The 19,320-nt window shown below is 41.8% G+C and carries 16 protein-coding genes; 13 read left to right on the plus strand and 3 right to left on the minus strand.

The genetic code is table 11. The features are described from left to right. Positions 1 to 62 precede the first annotated feature (62 nt). From fmt to QO187_RS07445, 10 genes are all read left to right on the plus strand, one after another. Complete coding sequence (gene fmt / locus QO187_RS07400) at positions 63 to 1,124, plus strand: methionyl-tRNA formyltransferase (RefSeq protein ID WP_102094884.1); 1,062 nt, start codon at positions 63 to 65, stop codon at positions 1,122 to 1,124. 75 nt (positions 1,125 to 1,199) lie between these two features. Continuing rightward, entirely contained in the window at positions 1,200 to 2,801 is a 1,602-nt protein-coding gene (locus tag QO187_RS07405) for a transcription antitermination factor NusB (RefSeq protein ID WP_102094848.1), read from the plus strand. 46 nt (positions 2,802 to 2,847) lie between these two features. Beyond that, positions 2,848 to 4,269 carry a threonine synthase gene (gene thrC / locus QO187_RS07410; RefSeq protein WP_371547865.1) on the plus strand — a complete coding sequence of 474 codons (1,422 nt, stop codon included), beginning with the start codon at positions 2,848 to 2,850 and terminating at the stop codon, positions 4,267 to 4,269. Positions 4,270 to 4,600: 331 nt separating this feature from the next. After that, positions 4,601 to 5,704, plus strand: coding sequence for a LysM peptidoglycan-binding domain-containing protein (locus QO187_RS07415; RefSeq protein WP_335731824.1), 1,104 nt, complete (start codon positions 4,601 to 4,603; stop codon positions 5,702 to 5,704). Between the two features lie 75 nt (positions 5,705 to 5,779). Next, entirely contained in the window at positions 5,780 to 7,030 is a 1,251-nt protein-coding gene (dprA, locus tag QO187_RS07420) for a DNA-processing protein DprA (protein WP_371547882.1), read from the plus strand. A 117-nt stretch (positions 7,031 to 7,147) separates the two neighbouring features. Then, positions 7,148 to 7,777 (plus strand): L-threonylcarbamoyladenylate synthase, encoded by a 630-nt coding sequence (locus tag QO187_RS07425; RefSeq protein ID WP_102094852.1) that lies wholly within the window; start codon positions 7,148 to 7,150, stop codon positions 7,775 to 7,777. A gap of 151 nt (positions 7,778 to 7,928) precedes the next feature. Further along, the gene (locus tag QO187_RS07430; protein ID WP_102094853.1) at positions 7,929 to 8,390 is read left to right on the plus strand and encodes a hypothetical protein; all 462 of its coding nucleotides are present in this window, start codon (positions 7,929 to 7,931) and stop codon (positions 8,388 to 8,390) included. Between the two features lie 134 nt (positions 8,391 to 8,524). Further along, on the plus strand, positions 8,525 to 8,932 hold the full coding sequence (locus tag QO187_RS07435; RefSeq protein ID WP_102094854.1) for a hypothetical protein: 408 nt from the start codon (positions 8,525 to 8,527) through the stop codon (positions 8,930 to 8,932). A gap of 259 nt (positions 8,933 to 9,191) precedes the next feature. Further along, on the plus strand, positions 9,192 to 10,202 hold the full coding sequence (locus tag QO187_RS07440) for a TIGR01777 family oxidoreductase (protein ID WP_102094855.1): 1,011 nt from the start codon (positions 9,192 to 9,194) through the stop codon (positions 10,200 to 10,202). 86 nt (positions 10,203 to 10,288) lie between these two features. Further along, positions 10,289 to 11,422, plus strand: coding sequence for a metallophosphoesterase (locus tag QO187_RS07445; RefSeq protein ID WP_102094856.1), 1,134 nt, complete (start codon positions 10,289 to 10,291; stop codon positions 11,420 to 11,422). A 48-nt stretch (positions 11,423 to 11,470) separates the two neighbouring features. Here QO187_RS07445 and QO187_RS07450 read toward each other — a convergent pair whose 3' ends face one another. Next, on the minus strand, positions 11,471 to 12,883 hold the full coding sequence (locus tag QO187_RS07450) for an alpha/beta hydrolase (RefSeq protein ID WP_102094857.1): 1,413 nt from the start codon (positions 12,881 to 12,883) through the stop codon (positions 11,471 to 11,473). Positions 12,884 to 13,317: 434 nt separating this feature from the next. Here QO187_RS07450 and grpE point away from each other — a divergent pair, with 434 nt between their 5' ends. Beyond that, the gene (gene grpE / locus QO187_RS07455; protein WP_057762215.1) at positions 13,318 to 13,917 is read left to right on the plus strand and encodes a nucleotide exchange factor GrpE; all 600 of its coding nucleotides are present in this window, start codon (positions 13,318 to 13,320) and stop codon (positions 13,915 to 13,917) included. 183 nt (positions 13,918 to 14,100) lie between these two features. Beyond that, the gene (gene dnaK / locus QO187_RS07460; protein WP_102094858.1) at positions 14,101 to 16,041 is read left to right on the plus strand and encodes a molecular chaperone DnaK; all 1,941 of its coding nucleotides are present in this window, start codon (positions 14,101 to 14,103) and stop codon (positions 16,039 to 16,041) included. A gap of 118 nt (positions 16,042 to 16,159) precedes the next feature. Here the strand turns inward: dnaK and QO187_RS07465 are convergent, their stop codons facing one another. After that, positions 16,160 to 16,969 carry a methyltransferase domain-containing protein gene (locus QO187_RS07465; RefSeq protein ID WP_228153257.1) on the minus strand — a complete coding sequence of 270 codons (810 nt, stop codon included), beginning with the start codon at positions 16,967 to 16,969 and terminating at the stop codon, positions 16,160 to 16,162. Between the two features lie 71 nt (positions 16,970 to 17,040). Further along, positions 17,041 to 18,273: an 8-amino-7-oxononanoate synthase gene (locus tag QO187_RS07470; protein WP_102094860.1), complete on the minus strand. Its 1,233-nt coding sequence runs from the start codon at positions 18,271 to 18,273 to the stop codon at positions 17,041 to 17,043. Between the two features lie 304 nt (positions 18,274 to 18,577). On the opposite strand from QO187_RS07470, the gene QO187_RS07475 reads away from it, so the two are divergent. Beyond that, positions 18,578 to 19,117 (plus strand): porin family protein, encoded by a 540-nt coding sequence (locus QO187_RS07475; RefSeq protein ID WP_102078619.1) that lies wholly within the window; start codon positions 18,578 to 18,580, stop codon positions 19,115 to 19,117. The last annotated feature ends 203 nt before the right edge of the window (positions 19,118 to 19,320 follow it).

Below are 19,320 nucleotides of genomic sequence, written 5' to 3' on the forward strand. Positions count from 1 at the left end.
TCATGGCACTGCGCCGTAAACTCACCTATAATGAACAAATAAACCTTATATAATGCATGATTATGACTACAACTGCTCCTACCTTTGATACATCTAACTCGCTTACTGACCATGATAACCCAACTACTAACCGATTAAGGGTAGTATTTGCGGGTACACCTGAATTCGCTGCTATTAGCCTTGAATCGTTAATTAATCAGCAAGAAGCGCTGAATATAGAGATAGTTGCTGTTTATACGCAGCCTGATCGTAAAGCAGGTCGTGGTCAAAAGCTGTCAGCATCTGCGGTAAAAGAAGTTGCATTGGCACATGATATCGCTGTAGAGCAACCAGTCACTTTTAAAAAGTCTAGTGCAGAAGGGCTAGCTGCTAGGCAAACCCTGCGCACCTACCAACCAGATGTGATGATTGTCGCCGCTTACGGATTGATTTTACCTATCGGTGTATTAGAGACGCCTACTCATGGTTGCTTGAATATTCACGCTTCACTGTTGCCACGCTGGCGCGGTGCTGCACCTATCCATCGAGCACTCTTGGCCGGAGACGATGAGACCGGCATTACCATTATGCAGATGGACAAAGGTCTTGATACGGGTGACATGCTTTATAAAGTTAGCGAAAGTATTGCCTCTGATGATACCGCTGCTAGCCTACATGATAAGATGGCTGCACTTGGTGCGACAGCCATTAGTACGGTGCTAAAAGATTTAGCTGCTTATCAAGCTCAAGCTATCGCTCAAGATGATAGTCAAGCCAACTACGCTGAAAAGCTGGTCAAAACCGAAGGCGAAGTTGATTGGTCGCAGCCTGCTGCCGCTATTGAACGCCAAATTCGAGGGCTGACACCATGGCCAGGTGCTTATACTTTTTTGGCGGGGCAACGTGTCAAAGTGTTGGCTAGCTTGCCTGTAAATACATCGCAGCAAACCAATGAGCCTGCTGGAACTGTCATCAGTGTCGGACGAAAAGCGATCTTAGTCGCTTGTGGTAAAGAGAGTGACGCTGAATCGTCAGCCACCACTTTAGCCATTACCCATTTACAGTTTGCGGGTGGTAAGCCGATGACTGCTGAACAAGTTTGCCACGGCAACCAATTAAATGACGGCGATCAATTTACGTCATAATCAAAATAACTTTTACTTATATTTAACCTACTTGCACAAGACGCTATCGATCATACGTCAAGGAAATGAAATTTAATGAGACAAAACAGTACTGCGCCTAGAAACAATAAGCTCAAACCATCAAGCAATCTTATTATGAATGGCAGCGTACGCGTGCGTGTGATTCGTACCTTACTGGCTATTCAAAATGGTCAGTCGCTCTCAAGCGTCCTTGACCCGTTACTGAATAGTCTGCACGATGGCGATAAAGGCTTTGCTCATGCGTTACTGCTCACGACATTGCGCCAGTGGCATGCGCTGGCACGTTTGCTCGATAGCTTAGCAGACAACCCTATCGACGAAGTTGAAGTGCGTACCACTATTCAAGTCGGCTTAGTACAGTTGCTATATTTAGAAGTGGCTGACCATGCTGCAATTCATGAAACCGTTGAAGCTGCCAAAGAAATTGAGTTCGCTCATTCGACTGGTTTAGTAAATGCTATTTTGCGTAAAGTCGCCAAGAATCCAAGCAAATTCCGTAAGAAATGCGATAAAAAGCATAGTCTACCGAATTGGCTCGCTTATCAGCTTAAACAAGATTGGAGCGAACAGTATGATGAGCTGACACAAGGCTTGCGCCAACCAGCCCCGATGTTTTTACGAGTGAATTCGGCGGTTACTTCGGTAGAGGATTATCAGCATGCATTGGATGGCGCAGAAATTGATGCAGATATCGTTGAGCTAACGACTGGTTTTAAGGTAGCAAACTCATCAGGGTCTGCCACTTCCACCACGCTATCAACCAAAGGTCTTAGACTACATCAAAGCACTGCCGTTAACGCTTTGCCTGATTTTGCTTTAGGAACAGCTAGCGTTCAAGATATGCATGCTCAGTTAGCTGCACCTATTATTAATCAAGCATTGATGGCTAAGCTCAGCGTTGAAAGTAAAAGTGCTGACGATACTGACAGTGATAGTGTTAGGAAAGAGATACATATTCTAGATGCTTGTGCAGCCCCTGGTGGTAAGCTTGCTCATTGGTTAGAGCTTATAAGTGCTAACGACCAGTCATCGTTGTTTCACGTGAAACAAGATAACAATGGGATGTCATCTGAAACGTCGCCTGAAAATACCAACATCAAAGTAACAGCTATCGATAACGAAGCACCACGTATCGAGCGTATTCGTGAGAATTTACAGCGCCTAAATTTAAGTCAGCATGATTTGCAGCAAGCAGATAACAGCATTGCACTTAATATCGTCTGTGCAGATGCGACCAGATGGCAGCATGGAAAAAATAAAAAAGCGGCGACAAATGAACCCGTATTTGATGCGATATTATTGGACTCTCCTTGTACTGCGACTGGCGTGATTCGCCGTCATCCAGATATCAGTATCTTGCGTACCGAAGAAGATATCGAGCAAACAGCGCTGCTACAAGCAGACATCTTGCATAATTTATGGCCACAACTCAAAGCTGGTGGTTATCTGTTGTATGTGACATGTTCTATCTTAAAGCAAGAAAACGTCGAGCAAATGCAGGACTTTATTACTCATCATAATGATGCGGTAGTGATTGAGTTTACCGACGATTGCAAATGGGGCATCGAACAAGCGATCGGTCGTCAGTGCTTACCGATTGATAGCGCGAGTGGCGATGGTTTTTATTATGCATTGCTACAAAAAACTGCTGAATAAACCATTTTTAACTATTGAATAACATTATTGTAGACAGGACAATCTAATGAAATATATCAGTACCCGTGGTCAGACAGCGCCGATGGATTTTAGTGATGTGCTTTTGATGGGTCTTGCCCCAGATGGTGGTTTGATGTTGCCTGAGCACTATCCAAACATCGATAGCGCAACGCTTGATGAATGGCGTACGCTCAGCTATCCAAAGCTTGCGATGGCGATTATGCAGCGTTTTGCGACGGATATTCCTGCGGCTGATTTGCAAGATATTATTGAGCGTACTTATACCACTGAGGTGTTTGGCTCTGACGAGATTGTTCCTGTCCGTAAGCTCGAAGATAACTTATATATTCTAGGATTATCAAACGGTCCGACATTGGCATTTAAAGATGTCGCCATGCAGTTTTTGGGCAATGGCTTTGAGTATGTGCTTAAGAAAAAAGACGCGCGTATTACGATCATTGGTGCGACCAGTGGTGACACGGGTAGTGCAGCAGAGTATGCATTGCGCGGCAAAGAAAACATCGAAGTATTTATGCTGTCACCACATGGCAAAATGAGTAAATTCCAGCGTGCGCAAATGTATAGCTTGACCGATGCTAATATTCACAATATCGCTATCGATGGGATGTTTGATGATTGCCAAGATATCGTCAAAGCGCTACAGCAAGATGCTGAATTTAAAGCGGCTTATAACCTAGGCACGGTAAACTCTATCAACTGGGGTCGTATCCTAGCGCAGATTGTTTATTACTTTAAAGCTTACTTTGCGGTCACGACGAGTAACGATGAAAAAGTCAGTTTTAGCGTACCATCAGGCAACTTCGGTAATATTTGTGCTGGTCACATCGCTCGCGAAATGGGATTGCCAGTTGACCGTCTGATTGTTGCAACCAATGAAAACGACGTGTTGAATGATTTCTTTAACCAAGGCGCTTATCAGCCGCGTCCGACTGAAAAAACCTATGTAACCTCTAGTCCGTCAATGGATATTTCAAAAGCCTCTAACTTTGAGCGTTTTGTTTATTTATTATTAGAAAAAGACAGTGCGCGCGTTCATGAGTTATTTGACGGCGTAAAATCAGGTCGAGGGTTTGACTTGTCTGACTTGATGGAAGCAGTTAATACGCGTTATGGCTTTGCTGCTGGTAAATCTACTCATAGCGACCGCTTGCAGACTATCAAAGCGCTTTATGAGCAGCATGGTGAATTGGTTGATCCACATACTGCAGACGGCATTAAAGTTGCCAAAGAGCTACAGTTAGATGGCGAACTTATTGTTTGTGCAGAGACAGCATTACCCGTTAAATTCGCTGACACTATTGTGGAAGCAGTAGGTCAAATAGACATTGAGCGTCCAGCGCACACTGAAGGGTTAGAAGATTTACCGCAGCACGTAGTGGTACTGGATAATAAGGCTGAACTGGTTGCTGAACAAATCCGCCAACATGTTACGCCGAATCCTGCTTGAGTAATTACGGTCTTAAGGCTTATCATCAACAAGGAAAAGTATCCGCGTAAAAGTTACACCATTGTAATAAAGTGTTTATGATTGTGTTATGGTAGATATAATTGTAATATTAGAAACAGCGTCAGCAAGTCATCATCGTGCTAGGCGCTTTTTTAGGAATTATTCTAGCCAATTACACTGAACAGTTACCCTATAATCGCCATGAGAATTTTATTGATAAATTGCTGATAAATTTGATTTTTTATTAATTTAAGAAATTTTTACAGTAATAAATCTAGTACAGTTCTTTGCGTCGAACACAGTGGTACATATTGTGGATATAACGATGAAGATGAGCTTAAAAAAGACAGCAAAAGCACTGGCAAAAGGATTATTAGTTACGACGTTTAGTAGTGCCATGTTGATGAGCACGGCTCAAGCTAACAATCCGCCGCCAACTATCAAAGCTGATGCGCCCAATCGTTATATCGTTAAAAAAGGCGATACCTTATGGGATATCTCAGGTCGCTACCTAGACAGCCCATGGCGCTGGAAAGAAATTTGGGCAACCAATAAGCAAATCAAAAATCCAAACCTTATTTACCCTAATGACGTTCTTATCCTTTGTGTGATTCAAGGAAAAACACTGATTGGCGTTGATACTGGTGAAGGCTGTGCTGGCGTTGAAAAGCAGCTTACTGGAAATGTAAGTACGAGTACGGTCGCGATTACCTCGACGGCCAATAGTATTCCTCCTATTCCGTGGTCAGCTATTCAGCATTGGCTTGATAAAACGCTTATCGTTAATCCTCAAGACTTTAATACCACGCCTTATATTTTAGCTTCTAAAAACCGTAACTTGATTACTGCGCGTGGTGATAAAGTCTATGCTAAAGGCGTACCGCTTATCGTAGGTCAGCGTTACGGCGTCTACCGTGAGGGTGAGCTATATGTAGATCCCAAAACTCAAGAAGTGATCGGCTTGGAAGTTACACAAGTAGCGACAGGACTAGTAACTTCTACAGAAAATAATGGTGTGACTAGCTTGCAGCTTATTGATAGTTATGGCAAAGAAGTGCGTGAAGGAGATCGCGTATTTGTAGAGTTAGATAACGCTATTCCTCCTGTCTTTTATCCAACGCCTGCAAGTGTCAGTCGCGGCGGTATGATCGTGCGTGTCATGGACTCTATCAGCTCGGCTGCGAAGGGTAGTGTGGTCGCCATCAATTTGGGTAGCTTACAAGGTGCTAAACCAGGTGATGTGCTGACGGTTTATCAAAAAGGGCCTTTGGTACGTGATACTAAAGATAATGACACACCAGTCCGTCTACCAAACGAGCCTAGCGGTATGGTAATGGTTTTTAATACCTTTGACCACATCAGTTATGCTTATGTACTAGACTCTGAGCTACCACTTAATATTGGCGATCAGTTATTAACACCCCCTTATTTATAAATAGCTATAAGGCTGTATTAAGCAATATATTAAACTAAATACTAATCTAAGCTTGCCTATACGAGACAGATGACAATGACGGCAGTCACCTCTTCTTTATCCGACGATCAGCGCGCTATCTTAGCGCTGTGGTACGAGGTGAATGCGTCGTTATCTGCTTATCACACACTGATCACTTCTTTCGGTTATCCGCAGCTTGCTTGGCAAGCCAAAGTAGAGGCATGGAAGCAGCTCGGTATTCACCATACCCATCTCAAACGTCATGAACAGCCAGAGCAAACACTCGCCAATATCGATAAGATTCAGCAAGCATTGATAGAGGGGCGTTATGGTTTGCTGTTCGCTGATGACGCCGATTATCCTGCCCAACTCTCACAAATCTACGACCCGCCACCTTTATTATTTTATCGTGGGAATAGCGCACGCCTACATCAAGCACAAATCGCTATAGTAGGTAGCCGCAAACCCACCGCGCATGCGCAAAAAATCACGTTTGATATGGCACAGTATTTAGCGCAAGCAGGCTATATTGTTACTAGCGGCTTAGCTATGGGTGTAGATAAACGCGCACATTTAGGTGCACTAGCACAGGCAGACCCTGACTATCAGGGACGTACAGTTGGTGTAATGGGTACGGGGATCGATGTAAACTATCCCAATCATCGGGATCAGTTATTTACTCAAATTATCGAGCAAGGTGGCTGCATTATTAGTGAGCTACTACCGCATACGCAGCCACATAAACATACTTTTCCGCGTCGCAATCGTTTGGTAGCTGGGCTGAGTCTCGCGACCATTGTAACGGAAGCGACCATCAAAAGCGGCTCGCTTATAACAGCACGTCTCACGTCTGAACAAGGTAAACAGGTCTTTGCTATTCCCAGTCATATTGATAATAGTAATGCAGAGGGTTGCCATCATTTGATACGTGAAGGTGCGACCTTGATTTATCATCCGCAGCAAGTACTAGAAGACGTCAATGGTCAGCTTGATTACGATAAAGGCGCTTATAGAACAGCAAACGCTACCAACTCTAATAGCAATCACTCGAATGTCACTCAGACTTCCGATACGTTTGAGATAGAGAAAAACTCAATCAAATCTACTAGCCGGCAACCATCCTCTGAGATAAAACCTGCGCGCAGTACAGTCGTTGTGCCTGAGCATTTAACTGCAATCTATGAGCAGCTTGACTGGCATGGGCAAGATTTAGATGCGCTTATTAGTGCAACCAAGCTTGCACCGCCGCAGTTGATTGGTCAGCTAATGGAGCTTGAGTTAATGGGTCTTATCAGCGAACAAGGTGGACGATATTTACGCGTTTAAAATATTGCAAATATTCCTTATTAGACGCTGGCATAGATAGCCCTTAGTTATAGTCTCTCCTAGACAATATCCCTCTTGTGGTATTATTAGAATTTACTTCTACGAACCATTTAAGTCATGAGCCAACCTACACCTCTTATTACTAATTCTGCCATCCAAGCTGCTAAGTGGCTAAAAGAAGGAAAACTGCTCGCGTATCCTACAGAAAGCGTTTGGGGTATTGGTTGCGACCCTTATGACCAAGCAGCTGTTCAGCGTATCTTGGATATCAAACAACGTCCACAAGCCAAAGGCATGATAGTCGTTACTGATAGTGTGTCTCGCTTAGCCCCCTTACTAGCCTCTTTAGATGATGTTCAGCGCCAGCAGGTTATTGATAGCTGGCAGACAGACGATAGTAGAGATGAACAGCACAATCGCCAAGCACATACTTGGTTATTACCGATTCCTCAGCCGCTTGCAAGCACTGTGCCCACTTGGATTACCGGTCAGCATCAGACTATTGCTGTTCGAGTTATCTCGCATCCTACAGTTCGTCAGCTTTGTCAACAGATGGTCAGTGAGCAAAACCCATTTGGGCTATTGGTTTCTACAAGCTGCAACCGATCAGGACAAACGCCTGCTAGCACCTTTGAAGCCGCCTATGCTTATTTCAAAGAGCAAATTGGTTATTTGCAGGGTGATACATTGGGTTATACCTTACCTAGCCAGATTCGTGACGCAACGACAGGCTTGGTTATTCGTTAGTGGACAAGAAAGATGTAGACGTTTTTTTTGCTACCTGTTTGCCTTACTTAACATGTTTTCTATTGTATGAGCTACATTTTTACAGTAATGCTGGCACAAATACTGTTTATCACACACTGACGGTAGCCCTGAATAGGATTTAGGCAGTCATATGAAAAATAAATTAAATCAGCCAAGTCATAGTTTGAACGAAAGTTTGGCTGAATATCCAAAAATGAAGGTTACTAAGTTATTTTTATTCGTAGGAGCGCTGTATGAGCTCATTATCTTTCCATGGATAGCGACACCTCTTAGCCCAGATGACAGCATAGGTCTATTGTTCATACTGTTTTTTCCAGTTTATCTTATTGCAGGTGGCTTGTTTGCGATGCCAACTACATTAATGATGGGAAAGTGGCATTCGTATAAAGAAATATACATACAAGATGGGTGGTGGATAAGAACTTTTTTTATGGGAGTTCTTATTAATGCTTTATTTTTTGTTTGGTTTATATTTTCTAAATTTGGTTTAGTGATATGGTTCTCTATCAGTTTAACTGGAGGAGTAAGTGCCGTATTAGCAGGTATGTCAGCTTTACCAGTATTGAAAGAAAATATTGAAGACGTAGGCTGAGCCATTAAATAAAGAGCTGATCAAACTATTTCTGAAATATTATGATGCGTTTGGATGGTCAAGAAAGTTCGAAACGGTTTATAACAGCTATATTATTTCCATTCACAAATTGACCAACTTATGAGTTAAAACTAATGTTAGATAACAACAGCCACTATCCAAAAAAAATGGTGATATTTTTATTTTTAACTTTAGGTACGCTATATCAGTTGATCTTATTCCCTATTTTAGTATCGCTGATAATGTGGAATAAGGATATAGGTCTGGCATACGCTGTAGCCATACCTTTTTACCTTATTGCAGGTGTATTTCTTATTGGAATGCCTACACTATTGTGCGGTATATGGCTTGCTTCCAAACAAACATATAAGTCCAAAAGATGGTGGGTAAGAGTTTTTCTTGTTGGTTTTTCTATTAATGCCACATTTTTTATTGGTCAAGATGCTCGTACATGGTTGGCGATTAGCTTAGTAGGAGGTATAAGTGCTTTGATTGTGAGTATGTCCGTATTACCTAAACCTAAACAAAGTCTGCAATATTAGCCAAAAAATTAGGATACTTTTTTAATAAAAAAACTTCTATTTTTGACAGTAATTATCAAAGTGCAATGTTTGACCTCGTAAACCTTTCATTCCTCACCTTCCTTTACCAAAAGTATGTAAAAGTCGTTTTGATAAAAACCACAAAAAAGCAGACGATGGTTGTAACGGTCTGGTTTTTATTGAACGATAAGTACTTCAACAATAAATAATTTAACGATCAGTCATATTGGCGAGATTTGAGGCATATAGGGAGTAGGGTATGAATGTTTTGATTAGTGGTGGTTCAGGGTTTTTGGGAAGTGCTTTTAGTCGAGAGCTAATGGCACGGTCTCGCGCGCAGAATAAAGACGTGACGATTACTTGGTTAACTCGTAATAGCAGTCAACCACATCCCGATGATATCAATATGATGACTTATGACGAGCTTGCGAAGTCTGATATGAGTTTTGATGTCATATTAAATTTAGCAGGTGCTGGGATTGCTGACTCTCGTTGGAGCGATGAGCGCAAAGAGCAGTTGATGGCGAGCCGTATCAAACCTACTCAGTCGATATTGGATTTTATAGCACGTGCTAGCACAAAACCCAAGTTACTGGTAAGCGGCTCAGCAATCGGTTGGTATGGTACGCAAGGCGACAAGCCATTGACTGAAAATAGCGATTATGAGACAGACTTTGCCCATACATTATGTGATGAATGGGAGCAATTAGCGCTTAAAGCAACCAATCATGATGTTCCTGTAGCTATTGTCAGAACAGGTGTAGTCATTCATCCTGAGGGCGGAATGGTGGCTAAATTGTTGCTACCCTTTAAATTTGGTGTCGGTGGACAGTTGGGTGATGGACAGCAAGTCATGAGCTGGATCAGCCGTGAAGATTGGGTTAGTGCGGTCATCTTTATTATTGAGCAGCAGCTTAAACTTACTAAAGAATCAGACGTTAATCACATTGAAAGCTTAGCCCAAGACAATGCACCTATTAATGATAGCACTATCAAAACTGCAAGCGGTACCGCAAATAATACAAATGCAGTCGTATATAACCTTACTGCTCCGAATCCTGTGACCAATCATACTTTTACCAAAGCACTTGGCTCATGGCTACATCGCCCAACCTTTTTTACTTTACCAGAGTTTTTGCTTAAGCTGATGTTTGGCAAAATGTCGACCTTACTTATCGATGGTCAAAAGGTGCTGCCACAAGCGCTATTGGATGCAGGTTATTCGTTCAAACACTCGACACTCCAGCAAGCATTAGGAAATCAGAAATAGTTATATAGCAGTTGTTTCATGTGAAACATTAGAGTTTATTTTCTGATAATCACTTATCAAACAGTATTTATGTCTAAGGGCAGTCCATGCGTTACGCATTTTTCTTCACTATCTTTTTGCTATTACAGCTGTTCAGTCTGGGTACAGTATTAAGTATACAGTGGTGGCTCCAGCCTTGGATGACGCCAACATTACAGACAACGATATGGGTTAGTGTATTTATTATTACTAATGGTCTATTAGTATTGAGCGTAAAAAGAGCATTTGCTAACAGTTATCGCTGGATTAGTGGATGGATGCTAATCATGCATTTTATGATACTGACGGCGTTGGCAGTGAGTCTATTCTACGGAGGGTATCTGCTAGTAGTTGCTTTATCAGGTAGTACGTTACACCAATCGAATGAAATGGCTATAGGGCTAAGAGTACTAGCGCTATTCCTATTTTTAGGACTATTTATTTATTCGTTATATAGTGCCTATACCCCTGTTATACGCAAGCTTTCTATTAATATAGGTAAACCTTTAACCAAGCCGCTACGCATTGCAGTCGCTAGTGACTTGCATATAGGCCGATTATTTGGTGTAAAAGCCATAGATAGATTGCAGCAACTTATAATTCGCTCTGGTGCAGATATGCTGCTGATGCCTGGGGATATTATGGATGATAATACAGATGCCTTTAATGAATATCATATGGAGCAAAACCTAGCAGAATTGTGCCGTAGTCTGCCAGGTGGTGTCTATGCGACATTGGGTAATCATGATTTGTATGGTCATGAGCGACCTATTAGCGAAGCGCTGCAAAATGCAGGTATACAACTGTTGAACGATGAGGTGCTCTGTATCGAGCATGAGGGTCAATCAGTATGGCTAGTTGGACGTTTTGATAACCATAAACGTCAACGTGTAGCGACTACTGATCTGCTTGCGCAAGTAGATACGTCGCAGCTAGTGATATTGTTAGATCATAGACCGAGTGATATAGATAATCACAGTCAATTACCTATAGATTTACAAGTCTCGGGACATACTCACAACGGTCAAGTATTCCCCGCTAATTTCATCGTCAATGCTATTAATAGATTAGGCTATGGCTATGAGCAGATTGGTAAAGGACACTTTGTCGTGTCCTCTGGCTATGGTTTTTGGGGCATTCCCTTTCGATTGGGATCGCGCTCAGAGATTTGGTTGATTACGCTATCTGGTAATACCAATTAATCAGTTATACAAATCATTAATTAGCTGGCTAACTAAATAACTAACGGTTTATGCAGCTAACTGGGATTGTGTATTGATGATTTCACGTACAAAGCTGCTAAAGCCATGAATAATATTGCTTGTCTCTTGTCCAAGACCTTGATGAACACTCATAAAGTGTATAAAGCCATGCGGTGCTCCAAGCACAGTATAGGTCTCTACAGCAACGCCATAACCTCTCAGCTGCTTTGCATAAGCAAATGCCTCGTCACGTAATACATCGAGCTCAGAAGCTACAATGTAAGTTGGGCAAACTTTACTATTATCACCCAGCATAGGTGAGTTCAGTATATGTAGACGAGGCAGCGGACTATTTTCCAAACAAGCAGCATCAAATACTGCTACATCAGCATGATCTAATAGTAGACCCTCACCATATAGCTCCCAACTAGGATAATCTGTCTCAATATCAGTGACTGGATACAAGGGCATTTGCGCTAGAGGTTCGGGTAGTTTTTCTAATAGATTAAACATTTTCTGACCTTCTATCCCTAGGTCTGCCCATGCGCTTTTGCTCGGTGCTGTCAGCTGCTGCGCAATTAAAGTTGATAGACCACCCCCTGCGCTATCACCAGCTAATACGATACGAGAAGGTAATGCGCCCAATGTGTGACAGTGCTCAACTAACCAAGCATATGCAGTGATACAGTCTTTCAATGCTGCTGGAGCAGGGCATTCAGGAGCTAAGCGATAATCGACACTAACCACAGACCAGCCAGTCTGCTCACATACCGCATGACAGAACTCATGATGTGTATCGACATCACCAATGCAGAACCCGCCACCATGAAAAAACAGCATGACTGTTTCATCAGGATTATGGATACGTTTTCTTCTAAAACCAGATTTTTTGCCGCCGGCTTTATAACAACGGACGGTCATGTCGCCATCATCAGCATTGGCAATCGTTTCATCTTTCCAACTAACAGGTGAATCATTTTTTTTAGTGAAGGGCTTTATATTGCTTAGCATAGTCGTATTGGCTTGCTGCCATACTCTAGGTGACTGCATGGCTACCGCATCAGCAGTAAATCTCTCACGCAACTCTGGCATTGGAGTTAGTTCTAACGGTGTTTTGAGGTAGCTATTTACTGCAAGGATGAGACGCAGGTGAGCGTTTGCATGCAGATATTGTTTTGAATTAGGGCCTTTAAGGTAACCAATTACCCCTTCTAAAATAGGATCTGGTAAGTAACCGAGACTTTTCATTGCATAGTGCAATGTATGCGGCTGGTAGTTTGCGACAGGGTTATAAGCGAGTATTTTTTCTTTAACGCTCAGACGTTTTTCTAATAAGTCATACGTTTGTGCATCTTGGTTCGATGACTCTCTTGACGCTGGATTTTCTTTTGACGCTAAGTGCAATGTCATCAATGCTTTATTAAGCAAAGTATTGATAGATAAATTTTTTGAATTAGACATAACAGCTCTCATAAATGATTTTTAGCGTGCATTTGAGTGTAGGCGATAATATTTATAGCAATGATAAAATAGACAGCAGAATAATAGCGTATCGTTTGGTAATAGCTTGATTAATAAGCGTAAAGCAATTGGAATAAATAGCGGTTTTTTGTTCTTTTTGTGAATAAATATTGAGATTTATTGACATGGAACAAAAATGTTTGACGCATCGTATTAATGACACTTCACGAATATTTGTCATAAATGGTAAAAATTCCTTTGCTCTAGGCTTGAAATTTGTCCTTATCACCTTTATCAAGCAGCTATTGAAGCGTATTAAAAAAAACAATGAGTTAGAAACATCGAGTATTTAATAATGGCATAGTAGGACCAGTAATTATTCGGTCTACTGTGCTGTCTCTTAATCTTCATTATTGAAATTCCAAGGAGCTATCATGAGCGAGCAAAACCCGAACCACGAAAATCTTGACCAAAATGTGGCACATGAGAATATTGATCACAATGACAGTATCTTAGAAGAAACCATGAAAGAGTTTGATCCACAGAATAATTCAGGTGAAGAAACGACTATCGAAAACGAAATCAACCTTGATACTTTTAAAGCGCGTATTGCTGAGCTAGAAGGCGAAGTAAAACAAGCCAAAGAAGGTACTGCACGTGCTAATGCTGAAGCTTATAATGCGCAAAAACGCATGGAGCAAGAAGCGGATAAGAGCAAAAAATTTGCACTACAGAAATTTGCTAAAGAATTGTTAGACATCGTTGACAACTTAGAGCGCGCTATCGAAAATGCCGATGCCAATGATCCAGTCGCTGAGGGTGTGCAATTAACGCACAAAGCATTGGTTGCGGTATTGACCAAAAACGGCGTAGAAGTGGTCGATCCACAAGGCGAAAAATTCAACGCTGACTTCCATGAAGCAGTGGGTATTGACCCAGAAGCAGCGGCAGATACAGTTGGTACGGTCTTACAAAAAGGCTATAGCCTAAACGGTCGTCTATTACGTCCAGCTATGGTTCGTGTTGGTCAGTAATATTTTTAGGGCTAAACCCTACTAATATGAAGGTTTTTCACAAAAAATGACATGAAACACAGTTTTTGCGTGATTATCGCCTTGAAAAATACGACGGGTAAACCGATATATAGCAACAAGTGACCGACTACGGTCTGGATAAATAAGTATTTATAGTTAAAAACAAATTAGGAGCAATTGATTATGGGTAAAGTAATTGGTATTGATTTAGGTACTACTAACTCGTGTGTAGCAGTAATGGAAGGTGACAAAGTCAAAGTCATCGAAAATGCTGAAGGTACTCGTACAACACCATCGATCGTCGCCTATAAAGATGACGAAACGCTTGTTGGTCAGTCAGCTAAGCGTCAAGCAGTAACCAACCCAAGCAACACTTTGTTTGCGATCAAGCGTTTGATCGGTCGTCGTTTTGATGACAAAGTCGTACAAAAAGACATTGGCATGGTTCCTTACGAAATCGCTAAAGCAGATAACGGCGATGCATGGGTAGAAATCAATGGTAAAAAGCTTGCGCCACCACAGGTTTCTGCTGAAATCTTGAAAAAAATGAAAAAAACAGCAGAAGATTATCTTGGTGAGAGCGTGACTGAAGCGGTTGTAACTGTACCTGCTTACTTCAATGACTCACAGCGTCAAGCAACTAAAGATGCGGGTAAAATCGCTGGTCTTGATGTAAAACGTATCATCAATGAGCCAACTGCTGCTGCACTTGCTTATGGTATGGACAAGAAGCAAGGCGATAGCACTGTTGCTGTATACGACTTGGGTGGTGGTACTTTCGATATCTCAATCATCGAAATCGCAGACGTAGATGGTGAGCAACAATTCGAAGTACTAGCGACCAACGGTGATACTTTCCTAGGTGGTGAAGATTTTGACTCAGCATTGATTGACTTCTTAGTTGCTGAATTCAAAAAAGAGCAAGACGTTAACCTAAAAGGTGACTCTCTTGCGATGCAGCGTCTAAAAGAAGCGGCAGAAAAAGCGAAGATTGAGCTATCAAGTGCACAAAGCACTGAAGTAAACTTGCCATACATCACTGCTGATAGCAGTGGTCCTAAGCATTTGGTTGTAACTATCAGCCGCTCGAAACTAGAGAGCCTAACTGAAGAATTAGTACAACGTACAATGGGTCCTTGTAAGACTGCACTTGAAGATGCTGGCCTAAAAATTGGCGATATCGATGACGTTATCCTCGTCGGTGGTCAGACGCGTATGCCACTAGTACAACAAAAAGTACAAGAATTCTTTGGTCAAGAGCCACGTAAAGACGTGAACCCTGATGAAGCAGTTGCAGCTGGTGCAGCGATTCAAGGTGCCGTATTGTCTGGTGACAAAACTGACGTATTGCTACTTGATGTAACGCCATTGACCTTAGGTATCGAAACGATGGGCGGTGTCATGACGCCAGTTATCGAGAAAAACACCATGATTCCTACTAAGAAATCACAGGTATTCTCAACGGCTGAAGACAATCAGCCAGCAGTAACGATTCAGGTATATCAAGGTGAGCGTAAAATCGCTAACCAAAACAAAATGCTTGGCCGTTTTGACTTGACGGATATTCCACCAGCACCACGTGGCTTACCACAAATCGAAGTGTCTTTTGACATCAATGCTGATGGTATCATGAATATCTCAGCAACCGATAAAGGTACTGGTAAAGCACAAAGCATCCAGATCAAAGCGGATTCTGGCTTGTCGGACGAAGAAGTCGAACAAATGGTTCGTGATGCAGAAGCTAATGCTGCTGAAGATGAGAAGTTCGCTAACCTAGCGCAAGTTCGTAACGAAGCAGATGGTCGTATCCATGCGGTACAAAAAGCGCTGAAAGAAGCAGAAGATAAAGTGACTGATGAAGAAAAATCAACAGTAGAATCTGCCATCACTGAGCTTGAAGCGGCGGCGAAAGAAGACGATCATGACGAAATCAAAGCTAAGCTTGAAGCATTAGACAATGCATTCTTGCCAATCAGCCAAAAAATCTACGCTGATAGCGGCGCTGGCGCAGAAGGTATGGATCCAAGCCAGTTCCAACAAGGTGCTGACGATGCTGGTAGCAACAAAGCTGATGACGACGTTGTTGATGCTGAGTTCACTGAAGTAGACGAAGATAAAAAATAATACGGCTATTAACTAGTTAAATTAAAAAACGCATCCTTCGGGGTGCGTTTTTTTATGGCTATTTTTCCTATCGGTTACTATTTCTGCTAGCTATTGTTTTTCTTAATAAGATGCGTGCTTATAGTTTAAACGCGCTTACTATGAGCACTTCATAGGTTAAATTAACCACGAGCTGTCCTGTTTCATCCTTTCTTGAAAAATGTTGCCAATAGTCTGACTCAAATTGCTGTAGACGCGATTTGGTCCATATAAAGGTTTGAGTATCTTCTGATTTAACTTGCGTTTGATTGGTCGATACACCAGTGAGTTTCATATGCTTTAAGATAGCGTAGGGGGTAGGAAATGGTAAATCAAAGCGCTGAATTGAGAGTTTGATATTCTCAAAGCCAGCACTATCTAATGCCAATTGCCATTCATTAATATCTGGGTAGTGAAGTCCTTGGCCCGTGAGAGTTTTAATTTGCGAAAAGTTATTTGGCGTAAAAGTACTAAAGACCAGCTGTCTCCCAGATTGTAAACGCTGCGCTGATTGCGTGACGAAACTCAACGGATTATCAAACCATTGCACGGCATTGGCACTAATTATCAAGCTATGATTTTCTGCTAAATCTATCGTTTCAGCATCACCAATCATTACGTCAGCAGTTGGCAGTATTGATTGCAATGTAGCACTCTGCTCACTACATAACTCATTAATAAGCCAATACTGGCTTTGAATATGATCAGCGAGTAGGCGCGTCATTTGACCTGTGCCTGCACCCACTTCTAGCACACTACTTTGTTTGGTATGAGCAATACTGTCTAATAAGTACTGACAAACGATCTGCTGGACATTGGCATGCTGGTCATAATCGCTTGCATTAGCAAAGTGGCGAGCGATGGTTTGTTTTCTAACACTGAGGTCGTCAGCTGTGTCGAATGTTGTCATAGGCTTCATTATATCCAAGTGTGCCAGTTATCTATCAATAGTAGAAATAAAGTTTGTGTCAAACGATAAAGTTACAACTGCTGTATCAGTCGCGCACAGTCTTCGTTAGTCAGTTTGGCATTCATAACTAAACGAATGCGAGCAGTGTTTGCAGGCACAGTAGGCGGCCTGATAGGTAGCGCGTAAAATCCAGCGGCTTGCAACTGTTGTGCTTTGACAAGGGTACTCGCATTATCGCCTAATATATAAGGAACGATAGGGGATTCATAGTGTATATCTTCCAAGGTTGGCGATACACGGTGCCGTGGGTTAATGGCTTGGCTAAGCGTGGTAGATAACTGTGCTAGATGCGCACGTTGATTAGTTAAGGTCGGCATCTTTGCTAAAATAAATCGTGTCCATGCGTGATTGATAGGAGGAAGTGCAGTGCTAAAAATCAATGGACGCATGGCATTGATCAGCCATTGTTTGACGACCTCATCACACATGATATAAGCACCCATTGAAGCAAATGCTTTACCAAAGGTACCCACCAAGTAGTCAATATCGGCCAAGGTATGCGTTTCTTCCGCTAATCCTAGACCTGTATCGCCAAGCACTCCAACAGCATGTGCTTCATCGATATATAGCTCAATACGAGCATCTTTGGATTTTAATTGTACTAGTTCAGGCAAGTCAGCACGGTCGCCATCCATACTAAATATACTCTCGGTGACAATAATGATGCGTTCAACCGTCTCGTCTGCTTGTTCAATAAACTTGGCCAAATGTTCGTAATCGTTATGACGGTAACGACGATAGGTGACCAGTTTGCTTTGGCTCAAGCGCATCCCATCGATAATGCTGGCATGCACTAGCTTGTCAGCCAAAATGAGTGTCTTGACTGGCAAAGCTGTTAATGCTGGCAAGATACCTAGGTTGGCGTGATAGCCACTGTTCAATACCAATACAGATTTTGAATCGGTCAAACTCTGTTTTTCTATGGCGCTTTGATACCAATTTTGCAGTTCTTCTTCTAGGGCTTCTAACTGTATATCGTTGCCTGTCAGTAGGCGTGAGGAAGTGGCACTCATTTTAGGAGTGTGTGTAGTAGATAGCTGTCCCACTTGAGTAAGAAACTCAGCTTGCAGCTCAGTATCGCCGCCTAAACCAAGATAATCATTACTCGCAATATTAAGCAGAGCTTTACCATTGCTAATAACGTATCGTCCGTCATGCTGCAGGTTTGGTAATTGACGGTACTGCTGCTTTGCTTTCAAGTCTGCAAGTGTGCTTTGCAAACGCTCAGTGATTGAATTTTGCATTTTTTCTCTCTAATTATTGTTATATCAGCCATATTTATCTGATTTGTATAGCAAGAAAAATATGAAATGAGTACGAATTATTGCATAAACTGGGTGGATGTAACAAAAGGTTTCATATCTAGGCCTTTGTAACCCGAGCACTGACAAATGCTTTCAAATCTTAACTCTCATACCATTAAACACTGACAGAGTGTCTGAAATAGTTTGTTACTATGTACCCATCGTTAGCAAACAAGGCGATACGGCCAAATGGTCAATACAACTAAATAACTTGTTTGTCCAAATTTACTTGAAGGAGCTAATAATGAAAACTCTACAAAAAACTATACTTGCACTAGCAACTGGTTCTTTACTTACTGTAGGTGCACAAGCTGCCGTTAATTATGGTAACGGCTATACAGGTCAACCGTATGTTGGTGCTAAGATTGGTCAGTTCGATAATGATGTAAGCGGCGACGATCCAACTGCGTATGGTGTGTATGCTGGTTATAACTTCGATCCTAATTTTGGTATGGAAGTTGAATATGTTGGTTCAGATGATGCTGATCTAGACAATAATGCTGGCGATTATGATACGAAAACTTATGGTGCGTACGGTACTTATCGTTACACGTTCCCAAATACTGCACTGTATGCCAAAGGTAAGCTTGGTATCGCTAAAACAGAGCTAGAAGCTGATTTTAACGACGGTAGCAGTGATTCAGTGAGTGATACTGGTATTGCTGGTGGCATCGGTCTTGGCTATGCGGTGAATCCTAACTTCAATGTTGAAACAGAATATGCCATGATGGATAGTGATGCAGATACTAAGCTGCTTACTGTTGGTGCTAACTTAAAGTTCTAATTATTTAGAAAACAAGCTTTTAGCAAACAGCTATAATAAAGAAACGATCACTTTAAGTGGTCGTTTTTTTTTGCTTAAAATTATACAAAACATATGTTTACTTTATCAAACAGTTTGGTATGATACTGATACTGATACTGATACTGATACTGATACTGATACTGATACTGATACTGATACTGATACTGATACTGATACTGATA

Origin of the sequence: Psychrobacter sp. Arc9 (genome assembly GCF_041431295.1) — a bacterium.
GTDB lineage: Bacteria > Pseudomonadota > Gammaproteobacteria > Pseudomonadales > Moraxellaceae > Psychrobacter.